Source organism: Kocuria salina (assembly GCF_013368965.1).
Lineage (GTDB): Bacteria > Actinomycetota > Actinomycetes > Actinomycetales > Micrococcaceae > Kocuria > Kocuria rosea.
In genome coordinates, this window is record NZ_SSSF01000006.1 from 99041 (window position 1) to 120249 (window position 21209).

The window sequence follows — 21209 nt, forward strand, 5'->3', positions numbered from 1 at the left end:
CCGGCTCAGTCCGTGCCGGCCCCCGGGGCGCGCTCCGCGGAGGGTCCGGTGGTGCTCGAGGAGCCCGCCCCCTCCCCCGGGGGCACCGAGTGCCCGCGCTCCGGGACCTCGAGGGGGTGCTCCGGCTTCGCGGCGGCCGCCTGGTCCTGCGGGGCCAGGGTCGCGGGGTCCTGGGCGTGCAGCCGCCGGGCCTCCTCGCGCTCGGCCTGCGTGACCACGGGCGGGTCCTCGGAGAGCGGCCGGGTGTCCTTGGACAGCCACACGGGCCGCAGGTCCCGCTTGCGGATGTCGTGGAAGAGGTCCGCGATCTGCGCCTCGTTGAGCGTCTCCTTCTCGAGCAGCTCGAGGGCGAGCCGGTCGAGGACGGGACGGTTGTCCATGAGGATCGCGTGCGCCTCGTCGTGGGCCTGGTCCAGCAGGGCCCGCACCTCCTCGTCGACGATCGCGGCGGTGCGCTCGGAGTACTCCCGGCCCGAGCCGGCGGCGTCCCGGCCGAGGAACGGCTCGGAGCTGTCCCCGCCCAGCTTGATCGAGCCCACGCGGGCGCTCATGCCGTACTGGGTGACCATCTTGCGGGCCGTGTCGGTGGCCTTCTGGATGTCGTTGGACGCGCCGGTGGACGGGTCCCGGAACACGATCTCCTCCGCCGCGCGCCCGCCCATGGCGTAGGCCATCTGGTCGAGCAGCTCGTTGCGGGTGGTCGAGTACTTGTCGTCCATGGGCATGACCATGGTGTAGCCCAGGGCCCGGCCGCGGGGCAGGATGGTGATCTTCGTGACCGGGTCCGTGTTGCGCAGGGCCGCGGCCACGAGCGCGTGCCCGCCCTCGTGGTAGGCGGTGACCTTGCGCTCGAGCTCCTTCATGATCCGGCTGCGCTTCTGCGGACCGGCGATGACCCGGTCGATCGCCTCGTCCACGGCGCGGTCGTCGATGAGCTGGGCGTGGGAGCGGGCCGTCAGCAGCGCGGCCTCGTTCATCACGTTGGCGAGCTCGGCGCCCGTGAAGCCGGGGGTGCGCTTGGCCACGGCGGCGAGGTCCACGTTGTCCGCGAGCGGCTTGCCCTGCGAGTGCACCCGGAGGATCTGCAGGCGGCCCTTCATGTCGGGGGCCTCCACGCCGATCTGGCGGTCGAAGCGGCCCGGGCGCAGCAGCGCCGGGTCCAGGACGTCGGGGCGGTTGGTCGCGGCGATCAGGATGACGTTGGTGGTGGCGTCGAAGCCGTCCATCTCGACGAGCAGCTGGTTGAGGGTCTGCTCGCGCTCGTCGTTGCCGCCGCCCATGCCCGCGCCGCGCTGGCGGCCCACGGCGTCGATCTCGTCCACGAAGATGATGGCCGGCGCGTTCTCCTTGGCCTGCTGGAACAGGTCGCGGACCCGGGAGGCGCCCACGCCCACGAACATCTCGACGAAGTCGGAGCCGGAGATCGAGAAAAAGGGCACGCCGGCCTCGCCGGCCACCGCCCGCGCGAGCAGGGTCTTGCCGGTGCCGGGAGGGCCGTAGAGCAGCACGCCCTTGGGCACCTTCGCGCCGAGGGCGGTGAAGCGCTCCCGCTCCACCAGGAACTGCTTGATCTCGTCGAGCTCCTGCACGGCCTCGTCCGCGCCGGCGACGTCGGCGAAGGTCACCGTGGGGTTGTCCTTGTCGAACATCTTGGCCCGCGAGCGGCCGAAGCGCATGACCTGGGACCCGCCCCCCTGCATCCGGGAGAACACGAACCAGAAGATGGCGAGGATGATCAGGAACGGCAGCATGAAGCCGAGGAGGCTGGTGAACCAGTTCGACTCGACGGGCTGGTCCGTGAACCCCTGGAGGTCCGCCGCGTTCATCGCGTCGACGACCTCTTCCCCGCGCGGGGTGACGTAGTAGAACTCGACGCTGCGCCCGAGGTCGCGGCCGTCGAGGGAGAGGTCCTCCTCCAGCTGGAGCTCGACCTTCTGCTGGCCGTCGTAGATCTTCGCCTCGGCGACCTGGCCCTCGCGGAGCAGCTGCAGGCCGACGTTGGTGTCCACGCGCCCGGAGGAGCCCGTGGTGAGCGTGCCCACCAGGGGGAAGAGGATCAGAGCGGCCAGCAGGACCCAGAACCAGGGTCCTCTGAAGAAGTTGTTGGGTTTTTTCGCCGTGGCCAAGCCGCTGATCCTCCCGTGGATGGTTGTCCGGGCCCCCTCGAGCCCGTGCCCGCCCAGGGCCGGAGGTCCAGGGGACGCAGACCTACAATGTACAGCCCGGACTCGGGGTCGGGCCCCGGACGGGCCGGGAGTTCCCTGTCAGCGGACACCCGGCCCGGGAACCGCCGCGGCGCACGCCCGCCGGGGGCGCCGGCTCACTCGTAGACGTGCGGCGCCAGGGTCGCGATGCAGTCGAGGTTGCGGTACTTCTCGGCGTAGTCGAGCCCGTAGCCCACCACGAACTCGTTGGGGATGTCCCAGCCCACGTACTTGACGTCGATGGAGGTCTTCGCGGCCTCGGGCTTGCGCAGCAGGGCGCAGATCTCCACCGAGGCCGTGCCGCGGGACTCGAGGTTGGCGCGCAGCCAGGACAGGGTCAGGCCCGAGTCGATGATGTCCTCCACGATGAGCACGTCCCGCCCCGTGAGGTCCGTGTCCAGGTCCTTCAGGATGCGGACCACGCCCGAGGACTTGGTCCCGGAGCCGTAGGAGGACACGGCCATCCAGTCCATGGGGTACTGGCCCTGGAGCGCCCGGCACAGGTCGGCCATGACCATCACCGCACCCTTGAGCACGCCCACGAGCAGGACGTCCCGGCCCCGGTAGTCGGCGTCCACGGCGGCCGCCAGCTCGGCGATCCTCGTGTCGATGTCTTCCTTGCTGTACAGGACCTCGGTGAGATCCCCCTGGACGTCCTCAGCCTTCACGGCGCTCCTCGGGTGATGCGGATGCGGGTCGGGTGGCGCTCGCGGGCCGCGGGCGGACGAGCTCCAGGTGCCCCGGGCCACGGGTGCCCGCCGTCGGGCGGCGGCGCCACACCGACACCTTACCCGCCATCTGCACGGGCCCCGCGGCCCCGTGTCCCGCGGCGAACTCGTCCAGCGCGCCGAGCCGCTCGTAGGCCGGGGTCTGTCCGCCGGCGGCGACCACGGCCGCCGACAGGGCGCGGCGGCGCAGCGCGGGGTGCGCGGCCCGCACCGTGGCGAGGTCCAGGGCCAGGGAGCCGGGCAGCTCCGGGGCGGCGGCGCGGGCGCGCTCGAGCAGCTCCCCCGCGGCGCCGTCGAGGCAGTCCGCGTCGGGGCCGAGGATCGCGGCGGACCGGGCCAGGGCACGGGCCAGACCGGGGCCGAGCTCGTCCTCCAGCAGCGGGAGCACGCGGTGGCGGACCCGGGAGCGCATCAGGGTGGTGTCCCGGTTCGTGGGGTCGTGCCAGGGCTCGAGCTGCTCGGCGGCGCAGATCTCCAGGGTCTGCGCGCGGGAGAGGTCGAGGAACGGGCGGAGGTAGGTGACGCCGTCGAGCTCGCGCACGGGGGGCATCCCGGCCAGCGAGCGGGTGCCGGAGCCGCGGGCGAGGCCCAGCAGGACGGACTCCGCCTGGTCGTCCAGGGTGTGCCCGAGCAGCACGGCGTCGGCGCCCGTGCGCCCCACGACCTCCGCGATGCCCGCGTAGCGGGCGGTGCGGGCCGCCATCTCGGGGCCGCCCGCGTCCCGGCGCACGGTCACGGCCGTGACGACGACGGGCGCCAGCCCGGTCTGCTCGAGCGTGCGGGCGGCGCGGGCCGCGACCGCCGCGGAGTCCTCCTGGAGGCCGTGGTCGACCACCACGGCGCCCACGCGCAGCGTGCCGCGCCGGGCGAAGTGGGCCGCGGCGGCGGCCAGCGCGAGGGAGTCGGGGCCGCCGCTGCAGGCCACCAGCACGAGCGGGGGCTCCGCGGAGGTCCGGGGGACGTGCTGCCGGACGGAGTCGAGCACACGGCGCCGCCCCGCGGCGACGTCCGGGGACAGTCGGCCGCGGCGGGCGAACTGGGTCACCGGCGGGCGTCCTCGCGGTCGCTCGCGGCCTGCTGGTTCTGCGACTCCCGCACGGCCAGGCGCACGACCTTGGCGAGGGTCGGGGCGGTCTCGCCGAGCAGGTCCAGGGCGGCCTCGAGCTCCTGCCGCGGGACCACGTGGGCGAGGGCCGCCACGGCGTTGGTCTCGCTGTGGATGCCGGCCTGGATCTGCGTGGTCGACAGCACGGGCTGCGAGGCCTCGACCGCGGCGAGGACCTCCTCGATGTCCGGGGTGCCGATGCGCTGCTCCAGCATCACCAGGCGCTCGTAGACCGCCGGGTTGCCGATCTTGATCCGGCGGCCGCTGTTGAGCTGCGACAGCATGGGGGCGGAGAGGCCGAGGACCTCGGCCAGTCGCCGCTGCGTGATGCCGTAGGCCTGGACGACCGTGCCGAAGCGCTCCGACAGGGGCTGGCCGTACAGCTTGACCTGCTGTTCGATATTCTCTGTGCTCACGTAAAGATTTTGTCACACAAAGGTGATCCGACCTACCGCGTGTCGCGCCGTGACCGAGGTCTCCGAGGCGGGACGCCCCACCCCTAATGTGTATGAATCTGCATGTCAAACGGGGGTGCGTGGTGTCTACCACATTCCCGGCGGCTCCGGGGCGGGGAGGGGCCGGCGCGGCGGTGCGCCCGGGCCCAGCACGCGCTCGATCCAGCGCTCCGGGGCGTGGATCTCGGCCTCCGTGGGCAGGTGCTCCGGGGCCTCCCAGATCCGGTTGAACGACTCCAGCCCCACGGTCCCCACCACGGTCGTGACGAACCGCTGGCCGTCGCTGTACTGGCGCATCTTCGCGTCCATCCCGAGCAGGCGCCGGACGAAGCGGTCGAGGCTGCCCTGGAGCTCGGAGCGCCGCTCGAAGCGCCGCCGGATCGTCTTCACGGAGGGCACCACGGAGGCGTCCACCCCGTCCATCACGAAGTTCGCGTGCCCCTCGAGCAGGCTCATCACGGCGGTGAGGTGGGAGAGCACCTCCCGCTCCCGCCGCCCCATGAGCAGGCCCACCACGCCGAGGGAGGCCCGGGGCTCCTCCGCCCCCGCGCCGCGCCCGGGCAGGGCGCGGACCGCCTCCGTGAGCCGCGCCCCGAGGGTCTCGGCGTGCCCCATGAGGGAGTCGGCGAGCTCGTTGATCTGCTCGATCATGTGCTCGCGCAGCCACGGGGCCGCGGCGAACTGGACGCGGTGGGTCTGCTCGTGCAGGCAGACCCACAGCCGGAAGTCCTCCGGCTCGACGTTGAGCTCCCGCTCGACCGTGAGGATGTTGGGCGCGACGAGCATCAGCCGCCCGCCGGGGTGCCGCTGCGCGGCCACGGCGGAGACCAGCCCGGCGTACGGGTCGTACTGGCCCAGGACCTTCGCGGAGAGGAACCCGAGCACCGCCGCCATCTCCATGGCGGTGGCCGTGCCGCCGAGGGCGGTGGCGGCCGCGCCGAACTGCTCCGGGCGGCGCCGGCGCAGGGCCTCGACCGCCGGCTCCATGAGCACCTCGAAGGCCTGGGCGTTGGCCTTCGACCACCCGGCGCGGTCCACGACCAGCACGGTGGAGTCCCGCAGGTCCCGCGCCGCCTCGAGCCCGGTGATCCGGTGGACGTGGTCCACGGACGCCTCGGCGTGGCGGCGCATGGAGGCCACCGCCGCCTGCATGGCCCGGGCGGACATCCTCGGCCCCGGGGGCGTGAGCCGGGCGGCGGCTGAGGCCGCGAGGTCCCACCGGACGATCCCGGGCGCGTCCGTCTCCGGCGGTCGTTGTGCTGCGCTCATGGCCTCATGCAACCACACGCGCCTGGGAGCGCCCGGCGCGGGCCGTCACAGGAGGGCCAGGGCCGCCACCGCGCGGTCCACGGCGTCCCGGGCGGCGGCGGGGTCGGCGACCTCGTTGAGCACCACGGAGAACGTCAGCAGCCGCCCCCCGTCCGTGCTGACGTGCCCGCTGAGGGCGACCACGGAGTTCAGCGTGCCCGTCTTCGCCCGCGCCAGGCCTCGCCCGGGGCGCTCGGCGTCGTCGTCGAACCGGCCGGCGAGGGTCCCGCTGCCGCCGGCCACCGGGAGCGCCCGGGCGCCGGGGGTCAGCGCCCCCGTGGGGTCGGTGACCATGGCCCGCACGACCTGCTCGAGCGCGCGGGCGGGGATGCGGTTGCGCAGGGACATCCCGGACGCGTCGGAGAGCACGGCGCCCGGCGCCGGGACACCGTGCGCCTCGAGCGCCGCGGCCGCGGCGGCACGGCCGCCGGCGATGCTCGCGGGCCGGTCCGCGGCCCGGGCCGCGAGCCGCGAGAGGACCTCGGCGAGGTGGTTGTCGGAGTCCTGCAGCATGAGCTCGGCCTGCTCGGCGAGGGTCGCGGACTCGACGACGGCCAGCTCGGCCGCACCCTCGGGCGCCCGGCCGGGCGCGACCGCGGGGACGGAGGGCGCCCCGCCCCCGGGGAGCCGGGCCGCGAGCTCGGCCGCGAAGACCTCGGCGACGTCCTGCGCCGCGTCCACGGGCCGCTCCGCCGACGGGCCCTCCCCCGCGGGCACGCGGTGGGACCAGAACGCCATGGGCGCGACCGGCCCGATCTGCCCCGCCGCGACGTCCCCCGAGGCCCAGTCCTCGTTGACGTCCGGTCCGGCGAACAGGCTCGCGTCCCACCGCACGGCGGTGGGCCCGGCCGCCCCGCGCTCGGCGAGCGCCTCGGCCGTCTCCTGCGCCAGGGTCCGGATCCCGGCCCGGCCCAGCACGGCGTCCGGGTCGGAGCCGCCCGGGCTCAGCAGGGTGTCCCCGCCGGCCACCAGCACCACCGTGCCCGGCTCCGGCCCCTCGACCACCGTGGTGCGCAGGCGCCGGCCGGGGTCGGCGTGGGTGAGCAGGGACAGCGCCGTGACGAGCTTCTGGTTGGAGGCCGGGACCAGGGGCGCGTCCGCGTCCCGCTCGAGCAGCGGCTCCCCGGTGAGGGCGTCGGCCACGAGGACGGAGCGCCGTCCGGCGGTGCCTGCGAGCACGGGCTCCACCGCCGCGGCCACCTCGGCGGCGCCGGGCACGGGGGCGGCCGGGTCGGGGGGAACGGCCCCGGCGGGGGCGGGCGCCTCCGCGGGGAGGACTCGGGCCGCCGGGAGGTCGTTCCCGGCCAGGCCCAGCGCGGGGGCCCAGTGGGGGTGCAGCCAGCCCGCCACGCCCACGCAGCCGGCGGCGAGCAGCGCCGTCAGGGCGCGGTGACCGGGGCCCGGACGGGCCCGCGGCCGCCGTCGCCCGGCGGGGGGACCGTGGCGTCGGGGACTGCTCATGCCCCCATTGTGGCCCGGTCCGCGGCGCCGCGGCGGACCGGCGCCGGCCCCGGAGCGGCGCCGCGGCGGGCCGGGCGCGGCCCCGTGGCGGGCCGGACGGTTACCGCCGCCCGCGGGGCCGCCGCTATCGTGGGTCTCGGATCTGCCCCACCCCGCCCGGGTGGTGCGGCCGCGCTCGGCCGCTGTCAGCCCTTTCCGGCCCTTCCGGGCCCATCCAGCACGAGGAGAAGCACCATGGAGTTGGACGTCACCATCGAGATCCCCCGGGGATCGCGCGTCAAGTACGAGATCGACCACGAGACCGGCCGCCTCCGCCTGGACCGCGTCCTGTTCACGTCGATGCAGTACCCCGCGCACTACGGCTACTTCGAGGACAGCCTGGGCGAGGACGGCGACCCCCTGGACGCCCTCGTGCTCCTGGACTTCGAGATCGTCCCGGGCGTGCTCGTGGAGTCGCGCCCCATCGCCGTGTTCAACATGAACGACGAGGCCGGCGGGGACGCGAAGATCCTGTGCGTGTCCACGGACAAGCGCTACGACCACATCCAGGGTCTCGACGACATCGACGAGTACAAGCTCAAGGAGATCCAGCACTTCTTCGAGCGCTACAAGGACCTCGAGCCCAACAAGTGGGTCAAGGGCGAGGGCTGGGAGGGCCGGGAGACCGCCGAGCGCCTCGTCGAGGAGGCCCGCGAGCGCTTCGAGCAGTCCCACTACGACTCGGCCGCCGAGGCCGAGGAGAAGGCCCCGTCCACCGACTGAGCGGACGGGCACGCGCGGGGGCCGGGGACCGGAGGGTCCCCGGCCCCCGCGCGTCCGGGGCCCCGGGCCCGACCCGGGTCGGCGCGTGACGTGCGCCCTACAGGGATTCCATGAATTTCGTTATATTGGGATCGGCCGGCTCAGCCGGCCCGACGGCCCCAGGATGCATCCCCCCATCGGCATCCGGGCCGCCGACCGGGATCGAGGTCGCCGGAGCGCACCCGCGAGGTGCCCGGTGGCGGCGGGGGTCCCCCCACCCGCGCCGCATCCCATCGATCTCTCCCGGTCCATCCCGGCGGGCCGGTCACCGGCCCCCGGGAGTCGGCCGGCAGGTCCGAGGACCTGCCGGTCGATCCCCGTCCTGCGCTGCCGGTCCCGCCCTCCTTGTGACGTCCGGTCCCTGTGGTTCGATGGACGCGGACCCGGGACGGACCCGGCGCCGTCGGAAGGATGCGCATGTTCCTGCTGGGCCCCGAGGCGGACCTCGTCTTCTCCGCGAGCGACCTGGTGCGCGCGGCCGAGTGCCCCTACGCGAGCCTGTGCGTCCTGGACGAGAAGCTGGGGCGGGCGCCGCGCCGGGCCCCGGAGCGGGACGCGATGCTCGCCCGCACGGCCGAGCTGGGCGACGCCCACGAGCACCGGGTCCTGGCCGCGCACCTGGCGGCGTTCGGCCCGTGGGACGCGGCGACCGGACGGGGGGTGCACGAGGTCGAGCCGGCCCGGCGGATGGACCGGGACGAGCTGACCGCCAAGCACGCCGAGTCCCTGGACGCCCTGCGCGCGGGCGCCGACGTGGTCTTCCAGGCCTCCTTCTTCGACGGTGCCTTCCACGGCCGCGCCGACTTCCTCGTCCGCCGCCCGGACGGCGCGTACGCGGTGCACGACACCAAGCTCGCCCGGCACGCCAAGGTCACCGCCCTGCTCCAGCTCGCCGCCTACGCCGACCAGCTCGAGCGGGCCGGGGTGGACGTGGCCCCCGAGGTCACCCTGGTCCTCGGCGACCAGCGGGAGGCGGTCTTCCCCGTCTCCGAGCACCTGGCGGTCTACCGCGAGCGCCGGGAGCGCTTCGTCGCGGCCGCCGCCGCGCACCGGGCGCGGCCCGGGCCCGTGGACTGGCAGGACGACGACGTCGCCCGCTGCGGCCGGTGCGAGCACTGCGCCCGGGCCGTCGCCGAGCACCGGGACCTGCTGCTGACGGCGGGGCTGTCCGTGCGGGTGCGCCGCACGCTGCGCGACCGGCACGGCGTGCGCACCGTCGACGAGCTCGCGCTGCTGGAGGACCGGCGGCTCCCCGCCGCGCTGCGGCGGCTGCGGGACCAGGCGGCCATGCAGACCGGCCGGGGCGGGGAGGACGGCTCGGTCGAGTACCGGAAGGACGGGGGGACCCGCCGGATCGCCTACCGGGTCACGGCCACGGACCCCGTGCGGCGGCTGCCCGCCCCGGACGCCGGGGACGTGTTCTTCGACTTCGAGGGCGACCCGCTGTGGCAGGACCCGGGGGACCCGACGTCCTGGGGGCTCGAGTACCTGTTCGGCGTCGTGGAGCAGCCCCCGGAGCCCGGCGCCGCCCCCGTCTTCCGGCCGTTCTGGGCGCACTCCCGGGCCCAGGAGCGGGACGCGCTCCGGGCGTTCCTCGACTACGTGGCCGAACGGCGCCGGCGCTTCCCCGGCATGCACGTCTACCACTACGCCAACTACGAGAAGGCGGCCCTGCGCCGGCTCTCGCTCGTGCACGCGGTGGGCGAGGACGCCGTGGACGAGCTGCTGCGCGAGAACGTGCTGGTGGACCTCTACGACACGGTGCGGGGAAGCCTGCGGCTGTCGGAGAGCTCGTACTCCATCAAGAAGCTGGAGCCGCTCTACATGGGCGAGCACCTGCGCACCGGGGACGTCGTGGACGCCGGTGCGTCGGTGGTCGCCTACGCCGACTGGTGCACGGCCCGGGCGGCCGGGCGGGAGGAGGACGCGGCGCGGCTGCTGGCCGGGATCGCCGACTACAACGCCTACGACTGCCTCTCGACCCTGCGGCTGCGGGACTGGCTGCTGGGCCTCGCCGGGATCTCCCCGGACCCGGCGGACCACCCGCCGCGCCCCGCCCAGGAGCGGCTCGAGCTGCCCGAGGAGCTGCCGGACGCCGGGATGACCGGTGCCGAGCAGCGCCTGCACGAGCACCTGGACGACCCGTCCGCGCGGGACGTCCTGACCGAGGAGCAGCGCACGGCCGTCGCGATGGTCGCCTCCGCCACCGGCTACCACCGGCGCGAGCGCAAGCAGTACTGGTGGTCCCACTTCGACCGCCTCGAGGGCCCCGTGGAGGACTGGGAGGACACCCGCGACGTGTTCGTGGTCCGGCGCGCGGAGGTCCTGGAGGACTGGGCGAAGGACCCGGGCAAGCGCAGCAGCGCCGCACCCACCCGGCTCCTGCGCCTCGCGGGCCGGTTCGGCGAGGGCTCCACCCCCAGACCCGGCACCGCCGGGCTGTTCCTGATGTACGGGGCCCCCGTGCCCGCGCACCTGGCCGAGGACGCCGCCCCGCGCGGCAGCGGCCGCGCCGGGGACTGGACCGCCGCCCTCGAGCACGTCGAGGAGCACGAGGACGGCACGGCGGTGCTCACCGTGCGCGAACGGCTGAAGAAGCCGCGGGACGCCCCGGCCCCCGAGCCCTGGGCGGAGCTGCCGATCGCGCTGGGCCCGGCCCAGCCGATCGCCACCCGCTCCCTCGAGGAGTCCCTGCAGACCCTCGCCGCCCGCACGGCCGACGCCCTGCCGGAGCTCCCGCGGCAGCCCGGCCTCGAGCTGCTGCAGCGCCGGGCGCCGCGGCCCGCGGACGGCAGCCCCCTGCCCCGCCCGCACGACGGCCCCGACGGCACGATCGACGCCGTGGTGCGTGCCCTGCGCTCGCTCGACCGCAGCTTCCTCGCCGTCCAGGGGCCCCCGGGCAGCGGCAAGACGTTCCTCGGCTCCCACGTGATCGGCCGGCTCGTGGAGGCCGGCTGGCGAATCGGCGTGGTGGCGCAGTCCCACGCCGTCGTCGAGAACCTCCTCACCGGGGTGCTCGAGAAGGGCGGGGTCGCCCCCGAGCGCGTCGGCAAGAAGCCGCCCTCGGGCCGGCCCGCGGACCGGGAGACGCCGTGGCGCGACGTCCCGGGGAAGGACTTCGCCGCGTTCCTGGCGGACGGCGGCGCCGTGGTGGGCGGCACCGCGTGGGACTTCTCCAACGCCAAGCACCTCGAGGACGAGGCCCTGGACCTGCTCGTGGTCGACGAGGCCGGGCAGTACTCGCTGGCCAACACCCTGGCCGTGTCCCGGGCCGCGCGGCGCCTGCTGCTGCTGGGCGACCCGCAGCAGCTGCCGCAGGTCTCGCAGGGCACCCACCCCCTGCCCGTGGACGAGTCGGCGCTGGGCTGGCTCTCCCACGGCTCGCCCACCCTGCCCGCCGAGCACGGCTACTTCCTGGACCGCACCTGGCGGATGCACCCGGCCCTGTGCGAACCGGTCTCCGAGCTCTCCTACGCCGGGCGGCTCGGGTCCGCCCCGGCCGCGGGCCGCCGAGAGCTCACCGGCGTGGCCCCGGGCCTGCGCACCTGCTACGTCGAGCACACCGGCAACCGCACGGCCTCCCCCGAGGAGGCCCGGCGCGTCGTGGAGCTGGTGCACGAGTTCGCCGGGACGCCGTGGCGCTCCGGTCCGGGGGCACCCCCCGTGCCGCTGGCGCCCGAGGACGTGCTCGTGGTGGCCGCGTACAACGCCCAGGTCGATTTGATCGGCCGGGAGCTCGCCGCCGCGGGCCTGCGGGACGAGGACGGCGGCGGGGTCCGGGTGGGCACCGTCGACCGGTTCCAGGGCCAGGAGGCCCCCGTCGTGATCGTGTCGATGGCCGCCTCCGCGGCCGACGGCCCCCGAGGGATGGAGTTCCTGCTCTCCCCCAACCGGCTCAACGTGGCGGTCTCCCGGGGGCAGTGGTGCGCCGTGGTGGTGCGCTCCCCCGCCCTGACGGACTACCTGCCCGCCACCCCGGAGGCGCTGCAGGTGCTCGGCCGCTTCACGCGGCTGTGCCGCCGCGGACGGCCCGCGGGGCTGCCGTGAGCACCGAGCGCGTGCCCTACGTCCTGCACTTCGAGTCCAGGACGGTGGTGCTCGGCGAGCCGGCCCACCTGGAGGAGCTGGACGCCCTGCTGCGGCGCGCCGACGTCCGGACCCGCCCCACCTACTGGCACGGCATGCACCAGGACGATCCCGGGGCGGCGCTCAACAGCGTGGGCACCGACCTCACCGCGGAGCAGTTCTGGGACCGCGTGGACGCCGGGGCGTTCGCCGCCGCCCGGTGGCCCGTGGACCTCGACGGCCCGCTCTACCTCCCGGCGCCGCCCGCGTGGCTGCAGCAGGCCCGGGCGTGGGAGTACGACCCCCTGGCGCCGGCCCTGGGCGCGGCGGCACCGGGCGGGTGGCTGCGGGTCCCGGGCTGGGCCGGGACCGAGAACAACGACGCCGGGGCGGCCGTGGGACTGCTCCAGCTGACCGACCCGGACTCCTTCTGGGTGCTCGGCTCCGACGCCGACCTGGCGGAGGTCGCCGCCACGGCCAAGGAGCTGGCCTCGTTCCGGCAGGGCTTCGACCGGCTCACCGCCTACTTCGGCCCCGACGACCGCATCGGCTGCCTGCGCCTGCCCGTGGTGTGCCGGGAGCCCCTCGAGGACGAGCTCATCGTGCAGGGGGTCGACATCGAGCCGCGGTTCTGGGAGTGAGTCCCCGCCGCGCCCCCCCTCCCCCGCGGCCCCCGTGCCCGATACTGGGACCGTGTACGTCGTGACCCTGGACCAGCGCCGCCGCGAGGCGGGCGACCTCGTGCCGGGCCTCCTGCGCCGCCTCGCGGACCTCGAGACCGTGGTGCCGTTCCAGCGCGCCCGGGCGCACGCGGTGCAGGGCATCACCGCCGATTCCGGCGCCGCGGTCGCGGCCGCGCTCGCCGGTCTGCGCGGATCGGCCTGGAGCGTGGGGGTCGGGGTGGGGCCGGTCCGGCTGGAGACGGCGACCGACCCGGAGGGCCGGACGGGCCTGCGCGCCGACGGCCCCGGGACGGCGCACGCGCGCGCCGCCGCCGAGGCCGCCGCGGGCCGGGTGCCGGTGCGCGTGGTCGCCGAGGACGCGCCCGCCGCGGCGCAGGCGCAGGCCGTGCTGCGGCTGCTGGGCCGGATCGTGGCGGAGCGCAGCGACGCGGAGTGGCGCGTGGTCGACCTGCTCGTGCCGGGGGCCCGCGGCCAGCAGAAGGCCGTGGCCGCCGAGCTCGGCATCTCCCCGCAGGCGGTCTCCAAGGCGGTGGCCCGCTCCCTGTGGCAGGAGGAGCAGGACGCCCGGCCCGCGGCGGCCCGGCTGCTGGGCCTGTGCGAGCCGGCCCGGGGCGGCCCGGCGGGCGGGGCTCAGGGCTCGACGATGAACCCCTCGGAGATCATCCACTCGTAGGCGACGTCGGCCGGGTCCCGCCCCTCGACGTCCACCTGCCGGTTGAGCTCCTGCATCACGTCGTCGGTGAGCGCCGCGGCGATCGGCTCCAGGACCTGCTCGAGCGCTGGGAACTCGTCCAGCAGCTCCGTGCTGAAGACGGGGGCGGCGTTGTAGGCGGGGAAGAACTGCCGGTCGTCCTCGAGCACGGTCAGGTCCAGGGCCGGGATGCGGCCGTCCGTGGAGAAGACCTCCCCGAAGTTGCACTCCCCGTCGTCGGTCGCCGAGTAGATCGCGCCGGTGTCGTAGATGCCGATGTTGCCCTCGGGCACCTCGCTGCCGCGGTCCAGGCCGTAGTGGGCCAGCAGGGGGGTCATCCCGTCGCTGCGGGAGTTGAACTCCGACTCCACGCAGAACGTCCGCTCGGCCACCGGCAGGTCCGCGATGTCCGAGACGGTCGCCAGGTCGTTGGCCTCGGCGTACTCGGAGCGCACGGCCATGGCGTAGGTGTTGTTGAGGGCCGCCGGGGCGCCCCACGTCAGCCCGTTGCCGAGGTCCTCCTCGTACACGGCCCGCCACTGCTCCTGCTGGTCCGGGATGCCCTCCGCCCGCCCGAGGTAGGTCAGCCAGGCCGTGCCGGTGTACTCGAAGGTGAGATCGGCGTCCCCGGAGAGCATGAGCTCGCGCACCGGCTGGGACCCGGGCACGTTGGTGATGTCCTCGGTCTCGAAGCCGGCGGCCTGCACCGCGAGCACCCCGATCTTGCCGAGGATCAGCTGCTCGGTGAAGTTCTTGGACGTCACCCGCACCTCGGTCCCCTCCGCGCCCTCGACGGGCCGGATGGAGCCGGGCGCGGCGTCGGGCACGTAGGCCGTGGACGGCTCGAGCCCGCAACCGGTCAGCAGCAGGCCGGCGCAGGAGAGCAGCAGGGCGCCGCCGGCGGCGCGGGAGGTTCTCATCGCAGTCCCTTCGGCCGCGCGACGTGCTCCACGACACGGCCGACCCAGTCGATGGCGAGGGCGAGCAGCGCCACGAGGATCGAGCCGGCGATCAGCACCCGCACGAGGTTGAGGTTGACCCCGGTGGTGATCAGCAGCCCGAGCCCGCCACCGTTGATGAACGTGGCGAGGGTCGCGGTGCCGACCACCAGGATCAGGGCGGTGCGCACGCCGGCCAGCATGACGGGCACGGCCAGGGGCAGCTCGACCCGGAACAGGACCGCGGCGGCGCTCATCCCCATGCCCCGGCCCGCCTCGACGAGGCTGCGGTCCACCCCGTCGAGGCCCACCATCGTGTTCTTCAGGACGGGCAGGATCGCGTAGACGATCAGGGCGACCACGGCCGCCCGGAAGCCGAAGCCGAACCAGAAGGCGAACAGGACGACGAGGCCCACCGCCGGGGCGGCCTGGCCGATGTTCGCCAGCGCGATGACCGGGCCCGTGAGGAAGCGCAACGGTCTGCGGGTCAGGAGGATGCCGACCGGGATCGCGATGAGCAGGACCACCACCGTGGCCACGACCGTCAGCTGCAGGTGCTCCAGGGTCAGGGCCCACAGCGATGCGGGGCTCAGGGTCACGGCCTCCGTCTCGGTGAGCTCCGCCGTGGTCAGCCAGAGCACGAGCAGGCCCAGCGCCGCGAGGATCGCCACGGGCTGCAGGAGCAGGCCCTTCCAGGTGCGCTGGTCCGGGTCGGCCGCGGCCGGGCGTGACACGGGGTCGTCGGCGGGCTCCGGCTCCGCGGCGGCGGGGCGCTCGGTCTGTGCGCTCATCGGTCCCCGCCTCCCGGGCTCGCGCTGACCGCGGGCATCTCACCCGTGTTGTGGCCGAGGGGCGCGTCCTCCGCGGCCACGGCCCGGCGGGCCTCGGTGATCGCGGCCATGACGGTCTCGACGTAGATGACGCCCTCGAACCGGTCCCGCGGCCCCACCACGAGCGCCGCCCCCGTGCTGGAGACGAGCATGGTGTCCAGCGCGTCGTTGAGCGTGGAACTCGTGCCGACCAGGGGCAGGCGGTCGTTGTGCTCCCCGGGGACGGTCCCGAAGCGCTCGAGCTGACGGCGGGAGGGCCAGGACAGCGGCCGGCCGCGGTCGTCGACCACGACGACGTCCCGGGTGCCCGCCTCGTCGACCCGCCCGAGCACCGCCCGGACGTCCTCGCCGGGGCGGGTCGTCACGGCGGGGACGAGGTCGACCTCCCGGACCCGGGTGAGGGTGAGCTGCTTGAGCCCCGCGCCCGAGCCGATGAAGTCCTCCACGAACTCGTCCGCCGGTTCCGCCAGGACGCGCTCCGGGGCGTCGTACTGGACGATCCGGGCGCCCTCGTCGAAGACCGCGATCCAGTCGCCGAGCTTGACCGCCTCGTCGAAGTCGTGGGTCACGCACACGATGGTCTTCTGCAGCTCGTGCTGGATGTTGATGAGCTCGTCCTGGAGCCGCTGGCGGGTGATGGGGTCCACGGCCCCGAACGGCTCGTCCATGAGCAGCACGGGCGGGTCCGCGGCCAGGGCGCGGGCCACCCCGACGCGCTGCTGCTGACCCCCGGAGAGCTCTCTCGGGTACCGGTCGCGGTAGACGGCCGGGTCGAGGGAGACGAGCTCGAGCAGCTCGTCCACGCGGGCGGCGATGCGCTGCTTGTCCCAGCCGAGCATCTTCGGGACCATGCCGATGTTGGTGGCCACGCTCATGTGCGGGAACAGCCCGCCGGCCTGGATCACGTAGCCGATGCCGCGGCGCAGCTCGTCGCCGTTCATCGAGGTCACGTCCTGGCCGTCGATGACGATCCGGCCCTCGGTGGGTTCGATGAGCCGGTTGATCATCTTCAGCGTGGTGGTCTTGCCGCAGCCGGAGGGGCCCACGAACATGACGATGCTGCCCGCGGGGATCTCGAGCGTCAGGCCGTCGACCGCGGCCTTGGCCTGCCCGGGGTAGCGCTTGGAGACGTTCTCCAGCAGGATCCGGGCCCCGGTGACGGAGGAGTCTGTGCGGGGGGTGGTCATGGAGTCAGACACGGATACCTCGCGATGTGGTGAGCCGGCCGAGCAGCACGAGCAGCCCGTCCAGGATGAGTGCGACGACGATGACGGCCACGACGCCGGTGACGACCGACGCGAAGGAGTTGGCGCCCCCGAGCCGCGACAGGCCCGAGAAGATGAAGCCGCCCAGGCCGGGGCCGAGCACGTAGGCGGCAATGGCGGCCACGCCCATCACCATCTGCGCCGAGACCCGCATGCCGGCCTGGATGACCGGCCACGCCATCGGCAGCTCCACGCGCAGGAAGGTCGCCGCCCTGCTCATGCCGAGCCCGCGCGCCGCCTCAACGGTGGCCTGCGGGACCCCGGCGAGCCCCACGAGCGCGTTGCGCAGGACGGGGAGGACGGCGAAGAAGGTGACGACGACGACGGCGGGGGCCACCCCGAACCCCAGCGGGGCGATCAGCAGGCCGATGAGCGCGAAGGACGGGATGGTCAGCCCCACGGCCGAGACGTTGTTGGCCACGGTCGTGAGCCGGGGCGAGCGGTAGCACAGCGCCGCGAGGGCCACCGCCAGGACCGTGGCCAGGACCAGGCACTGGACCACCAGGGAGAAGTGCTGCCAGCTGGCGAAGAGGATCTGTTCCCACCGGTCGGAGACGTACTCGATCACGGCACACCCTTCGGTCGTCGTCGATGACGTGGTCACCCGGCCTGGCAAGAAGGCTAGCACTCCGTTCTCATGGAGATGGCCCGGATCACACCTGCCCGAGCGCCGTCGGGGCTGTTGTCGGGCGGCGCGCCCGTTGGCAGACTCGGGGCATGACAGAGCCCCGGGACAGGTACGACGTGGTGGTGATCGGCGGTGGTCCGGTCGGCGAAAACGCGGCCGACCGCGTGGTGCGGGGCGGGCTGAGCGCCGCGCTCGTCGAGGCGGAGCTCGTGGGCGGGGAGTGCTCCTACTGGGCGTGCACGCCCTCGAAGGCGCTGCTGCGCCCGGGCGCGGCCCTCGAGGCCGCCCGCGGAGTGGCCGGGGCGGCCGAGGCCGTCACCGGCCCGCCGGACGCGGCGGCGGTGCTGCGCCGCCGGGACGGGTTCGCGGCGCACTGGGACGACACCGGCCAGGCGGAGTGGCTGGCCGGGGCCGGCGTGGACCTGGTCCGGGGCCGGGGCGCGCTGGCCGGGCCCCGGCGGGTCCGGGTCACCGCCGAGGACGGCGGCGTCCGGGTGCTCGAGGCCCGGCACGCCGTGGTGCTGGCCACGGGCTCGCGGCCGGTCGTGCCCCCGGTCCCGGGTCTCGGGGACGTGCCGTTCTGGGGCACGCGCGACGCCACCGCCGCCCAGGATGTCCCCGGGTCCCTGGCGGTGCTCGGCGGGGGCGTGGCCGGCACGGAGCTCGCGCAGGCCTTCGCCCGCCTGGGCTCCCGGGTCACGGTGGTCGCCCGCAGCCGGCTGCTGAGCGCCTTCCCGTCCACCGCCGCGCGGCTGGTCGCCGAGGCCCTCGACGCCGAGGGCGTCACGGTCGTCGAGGGGCGGGCCACGGAGCGGGTCCGGTCCGCCGGCGGCGGTGTCGAGCTCGACCTCGAGGGCGGCGGGACCGTGTCCGCGGAGCGGCTGCTGGTGAGCACGGGGCGGCGGCCCGCGCTCGCGGACCTGGGCCTCGAGGAGCTCGGCCTGGACCCCTCCGCGCTGCGGGTCGACGGCTCGGGCCTCGTGGCGGGTGCGGAGGGCGGCTGGCTCTACGCCGCCGGGGACGCGGCGGGCGGGCCCCTGCTGACCCACCAGGGGAAGTACCAGGCGCGCGCCGTCGCGGACGCGGTCGTGGCGCGCGCGGCCGGCCGGCTGGGGGCGTCCGCGCCCCCGTGGTCCCCGTACGCGTCCACGGCCGACGGGTGCGCCGTCCCGCAGGTGGTCTTCACCGACCCCGCGGTGGCCTCCGTGGGCCGCTCCGCCGAGCAGGCCCGCACGGACGGCCTCGAGGTGGACGTCGTGGAGCACGCCATCGACGTGGCCGGGGCGCTCCTGCACCGCGACGACTACCGGGGCTGGGCCCAGCTCGTGGTCGACCGCCGGCGCCGGACCCTCGTGGGCGCGACCTTCGCCGGCCCGGACGTGACGGAGCTGCTGCACGCGGCGACCGTCGCCGTGGTCGGCGAGGTGCCGCTGGAGCGGCTCTGGCACGCGGTGCCCGTCTTCCCCACCATCAGCGAGGTCTGGCTGCGGCTGCTCGAGGAGTACGGGCTCTGAGCCGCCGGGCTCAGAGCAGGGAGCGCAGGATCCGGGCGACGCCGTCCTCGTAGACCGTGTGCGTCACCTCGTGGCACGCGGCCGCGACCTCGTCCGGGGACTGGCCCATGGCCACGCCGCGGGCGGCCCAGTCGAGCATCTCGATGTCGTTGCGGCCGTCGCCGACGGCGACCGTGTGGGACGGGTCCACGCCGAGCCGGCGGCGGATCTGCTCCAGGGCGCTGGCCTTGGAGACGCCGTTGGCGGCGATGTCGAGCCAGGCGCTCCAGCCCACGGAGTACGTGACGCCGTGCAGCCCGGCCTCGTCGATCGCCCGGGCGAACTCCTCCGGGGTGTGCTCCGTGCTGTACACCACCATGCGCACGGCCTTCATCCGCGCCAGCTGGTGCAGGTCCACGCCGATCGCCTCGATGCCGAAGGACGCGTCCTGGAAGCGCTCCGTGGAGTAGAAGGACCCGTCCTCGGTCTCGAGGGCGAACTTCGCGGTGGGCAGGCGCTGCTCGAGGGCCTCGAGGGCCTGGCCGGGGTCGAAGGAGACGCACTCGAGCACCCGGTGGTACGCCGGCAGCTCCGGGTCCAGCTCGAGCGTCATGCCGCCGTTGGAGCACACGGCGTAGCCGCGCTCCTGGCCGATGAGCTCCACCACGGGCAGGGTCGCCCCCTTGGAGCGGCCGGTGGAGATGACCACGTGGTGGCCGGCCGCCAGCACGGCCTGGGCCGCCTCGCGCACCGGCCGGGACATGTGGCCGTCGTGGTCGACGAGCGTGCCGTCGACGTCGAGGGCCACCAGGTACTGGACGCCCGCCTCCTTCTTCCACCCGTTCGAGCGGGGAGGCTGGACCTTGAGGGGGATCCGGACGTCGGCGGCGGAGCGCGCGGGCGCGGTGGTGCCGCCGGCCGTGTCGCTGAGGTCTTCCGAGTGCTCGACCTTCAGCGGGACGGTGGAGTTGATGCCGACGAGTTCGTGCTGGTCCTCGGTGCCAGCGGTCTTTTCTTTTGTCATGCGGGACATGGTGCCACATCACACCGACAGGATGGCCGAGATGTCGATGTGAGATGAACGGGAGCCGAACGCCTCCCGGCGGCTCAGCGCCGGACGGGGATGGTCTCCTGGCCGCGCAGGTAGGGCCGCAGCGCCTCGGGGACGCGCACCGACCCGTCCGCCTGCTGGTGGGTCTCGAGGATGGCGGCCAGCCAGCGGGTGGTCGCCAGCGTCCCGTTGAGGGTGGCCACCGTGCGGGTGCCGCCCTTGCGGACCTTGCCGGCGGCGTCCGTGGTCTCGGGCAGCCGTTCCCGGATGTTGAGCCGCCGCGCCTGGTAGGTGGTGCAGTTCGACGTGGAGGTCAGTTCCCGGTACTTGCCCTGGGTGGGGACCCAGGCCTCGCAGTCGAACTTGCGGGCCGCGGAGGTGCCGAGGTCCCCGGCGGCGGTGTCGATCACCCGGTAGGCGAGCTCGCACTTGGCGAGCATCTCCTCCTCCCACGCGAGCAGCCGCGCGTGCTCCGCCTCCGCGTCCTCCGGGGAGCAGTAGACGAACATCTCGAGCTTGTTGAACTGGTGCACGCGGATGATGCCCCGGGTGTCCCTGCCCCCGGAGCCGGCCTCGCGGCGGTAGCAGGAGGACCAGCCGGCGTAGCGCAGCGGGCCGTCGGAGAGGTCGAGGATCTCGTCGGCGTGGTAGCCCGCCAGGGGGACCTCGGAGGTGCCCACGAGGTACAGCTCGTCCTTGCCCACGTGGTAGATCTCGTCGGAGTGGGCGACGTCGAAGCCCGTGCCGCTCATGATCTCGGGGCGCACGAGGTTCGGGGTGGTCATGGGGACGAAGCCGTTGTCCAGCGCCTGGTCCTGGCCCATGAGCAGCAGGGCGGTCTCGAGCCGGGCGACGTCGCGCTTGAGGAAGTAGAACCGGGCGCCGGAGACCTTGGACCCCCGCTCCATGTCGATGCCGTCCACGAGCTCGCCGATCTCCAGGTGGTCCCTGGGCTCGACGCCCTCCGCGGCGAAGTCGCGGGGCTCCCCGACGGTCCGGAGCAGGACGAAGTCGTCCTCCCCGCCCGTGGGGACGCCGTCGAGGACGAGGTTGTCGACGACCGCGACGAGCTCGTCCTGACCGGCACGGGCGGCCTCCGCGGCCGCCTGCGCCTCCTTGACCCGGGCGGCCAGCTCCTTGACCTCGGCGAGCAGCGCCTGCTTCTGCTCGCCCTGGGCCCGGGCCACCTGCTTGCCGAAGGCGTTCTGCTCGGCCCGCAGGGACTCGTACTCGGTGATCAGCCGGCGGCGCTCGACGTCCGCCTCCAGGATCCGGTCGATCAGGGTGTCGTCCGCCCCGCGGGCACGCTGCGAGGCGCGGAAGACGTCGGGGTTCTCACGGAGCTGGTTGATGTCGATCACCCTGACAGGGTACCCAAGTCCTCCGGACGCGACGGGGGTTAGGGTGGAGGCCCGTCGCGATCCGCCCGGCGCCGCGGGCCCGCGGCCCCGTGCCGCGGCGCCACCGCCCCACCGCACGGCGCCACCGGTCCCCGGCGCCGCA

The 21209-nt window shown here is 74.7% G+C and carries 17 protein-coding genes; 5 read left to right on the top strand and 12 right to left on the bottom strand.

Going from position 1 to position 21209, the window contains the following annotated elements:
* Positions 1-5: 5 nt before the first annotated feature.
* The 6 genes from ftsH to dacB form a co-directional block, all read right to left on the bottom strand.
* Positions 6-2126, bottom strand: a complete 2121-nt coding sequence (ftsH, locus tag E7Z53_RS12840; protein ID WP_035926025.1) for an ATP-dependent zinc metalloprotease FtsH — start codon at positions 2124-2126, stop codon at positions 6-8.
* Between the two features lie 194 nt (positions 2127-2320).
* Positions 2321-2872: a hypoxanthine phosphoribosyltransferase gene (gene hpt, locus E7Z53_RS12845; protein WP_017832038.1), complete on the bottom strand. Its 552-nt coding sequence runs from the start codon at positions 2870-2872 to the stop codon at positions 2321-2323.
* Complete coding sequence (gene tilS, locus E7Z53_RS12850; RefSeq protein ID WP_017832039.1) at positions 2862-3977, bottom strand: tRNA lysidine(34) synthetase TilS; 1116 nt, start codon at positions 3975-3977, stop codon at positions 2862-2864. Before tilS ends, hpt begins: the two co-directional genes overlap by 11 nt.
* Positions 3974-4453, bottom strand: a complete 480-nt coding sequence (locus tag E7Z53_RS12855) for a hypothetical protein (RefSeq protein ID WP_035926022.1) — start codon at positions 4451-4453, stop codon at positions 3974-3976. Before E7Z53_RS12855 ends, tilS begins: the two co-directional genes overlap by 4 nt.
* Positions 4454-4579: 126 nt before the next feature.
* Positions 4580-5761, bottom strand: a complete 1182-nt coding sequence (locus E7Z53_RS12860) for a zinc-dependent metalloprotease (protein ID WP_176337922.1) — start codon at positions 5759-5761, stop codon at positions 4580-4582.
* A gap of 45 nt (positions 5762-5806) precedes the next feature.
* Positions 5807-7261, bottom strand: a complete 1455-nt coding sequence (gene dacB / locus E7Z53_RS12865; RefSeq protein WP_176337923.1) for a D-alanyl-D-alanine carboxypeptidase/D-alanyl-D-alanine endopeptidase — start codon at positions 7259-7261, stop codon at positions 5807-5809.
* 234 nt (positions 7262-7495) lie between these two features.
* Here dacB and E7Z53_RS12870 point away from each other — a divergent pair, with 234 nt between their 5' ends.
* The 4 genes from E7Z53_RS12870 (at position 7496) to E7Z53_RS12885 (ending at position 13483) form a co-directional block, all read left to right on the top strand.
* Entirely contained in the window at positions 7496-8023 is a 528-nt protein-coding gene (locus E7Z53_RS12870) for an inorganic diphosphatase (protein WP_017832043.1), read from the top strand.
* 456 nt (positions 8024-8479) lie between these two features.
* On the top strand, positions 8480-12109 hold the full coding sequence (locus E7Z53_RS12875; RefSeq protein ID WP_035926015.1) for a TM0106 family RecB-like putative nuclease: 3630 nt from the start codon (positions 8480-8482) through the stop codon (positions 12107-12109).
* The gene (locus E7Z53_RS12880; RefSeq protein WP_126349843.1) at positions 12106-12768 is read left to right on the top strand and encodes a hypothetical protein; all 663 of its coding nucleotides are present in this window, start codon (positions 12106-12108) and stop codon (positions 12766-12768) included. The genes E7Z53_RS12875 and E7Z53_RS12880 overlap by 4 nt, the downstream gene beginning before the upstream one ends.
* Positions 12769-12820: 52 nt before the next feature.
* A complete protein-coding gene (locus E7Z53_RS12885) occupies positions 12821-13483 on the top strand; it encodes a hypothetical protein (RefSeq protein ID WP_176337924.1) in 663 nt (220 codons plus the stop codon).
* On the opposite strand, the gene E7Z53_RS12890 is transcribed toward E7Z53_RS12885, so the two are convergent.
* Genes E7Z53_RS12890 through E7Z53_RS12905 form a run of 4 tightly spaced genes read right to left on the bottom strand, consistent with a single transcriptional unit; the run spans position 13441 to position 17102 of the window.
* Positions 13441-14421, bottom strand: coding sequence for a glycine betaine ABC transporter substrate-binding protein (locus E7Z53_RS12890; protein ID WP_035926006.1), 981 nt, complete (start codon positions 14419-14421; stop codon positions 13441-13443). The two genes, E7Z53_RS12885 and E7Z53_RS12890, sit on opposite strands and share 43 nt — an antisense overlap.
* Positions 14418-15230 carry an ABC transporter permease gene (locus tag E7Z53_RS12895; protein ID WP_241482850.1) on the bottom strand — a complete coding sequence of 271 codons (813 nt, stop codon included), beginning with the start codon at positions 15228-15230 and terminating at the stop codon, positions 14418-14420. The genes E7Z53_RS12890 and E7Z53_RS12895 overlap by 4 nt, the downstream gene beginning before the upstream one ends.
* The gene (locus E7Z53_RS12900; protein ID WP_176337925.1) at positions 15227-16456 is read right to left on the bottom strand and encodes an ABC transporter ATP-binding protein; all 1230 of its coding nucleotides are present in this window, start codon (positions 16454-16456) and stop codon (positions 15227-15229) included. Before E7Z53_RS12900 ends, E7Z53_RS12895 begins: the two co-directional genes overlap by 4 nt.
* 4 nt (positions 16457-16460) lie before the next feature.
* Positions 16461-17102: an ABC transporter permease gene (locus tag E7Z53_RS12905; RefSeq protein ID WP_017832050.1), complete on the bottom strand. Its 642-nt coding sequence runs from the start codon at positions 17100-17102 to the stop codon at positions 16461-16463.
* A 149-nt stretch (positions 17103-17251) separates the two neighbouring features.
* Here E7Z53_RS12905 and E7Z53_RS12910 point away from each other — a divergent pair, with 149 nt between their 5' ends.
* Entirely contained in the window at positions 17252-18676 is a 1425-nt protein-coding gene (locus tag E7Z53_RS12910; RefSeq protein ID WP_176337926.1) for a dihydrolipoyl dehydrogenase family protein, read from the top strand.
* 10 nt (positions 18677-18686) lie between these two features.
* On the opposite strand, the gene E7Z53_RS12915 is transcribed toward E7Z53_RS12910, so the two are convergent.
* Together E7Z53_RS12915 and serS are read right to left on the bottom strand one after the other, a co-directional pair.
* Positions 18687-19688 carry an HAD family hydrolase gene (locus E7Z53_RS12915; protein WP_017832052.1) on the bottom strand — a complete coding sequence of 334 codons (1002 nt, stop codon included), beginning with the start codon at positions 19686-19688 and terminating at the stop codon, positions 18687-18689.
* Positions 19689-19762: 74 nt separating this feature from the next.
* On the bottom strand, positions 19763-21067 hold the full coding sequence (gene serS, locus E7Z53_RS12920) for a serine--tRNA ligase (RefSeq protein WP_017832053.1): 1305 nt from the start codon (positions 21065-21067) through the stop codon (positions 19763-19765).
* Between the last annotated feature and the right edge of the window lie 142 nt (positions 21068-21209).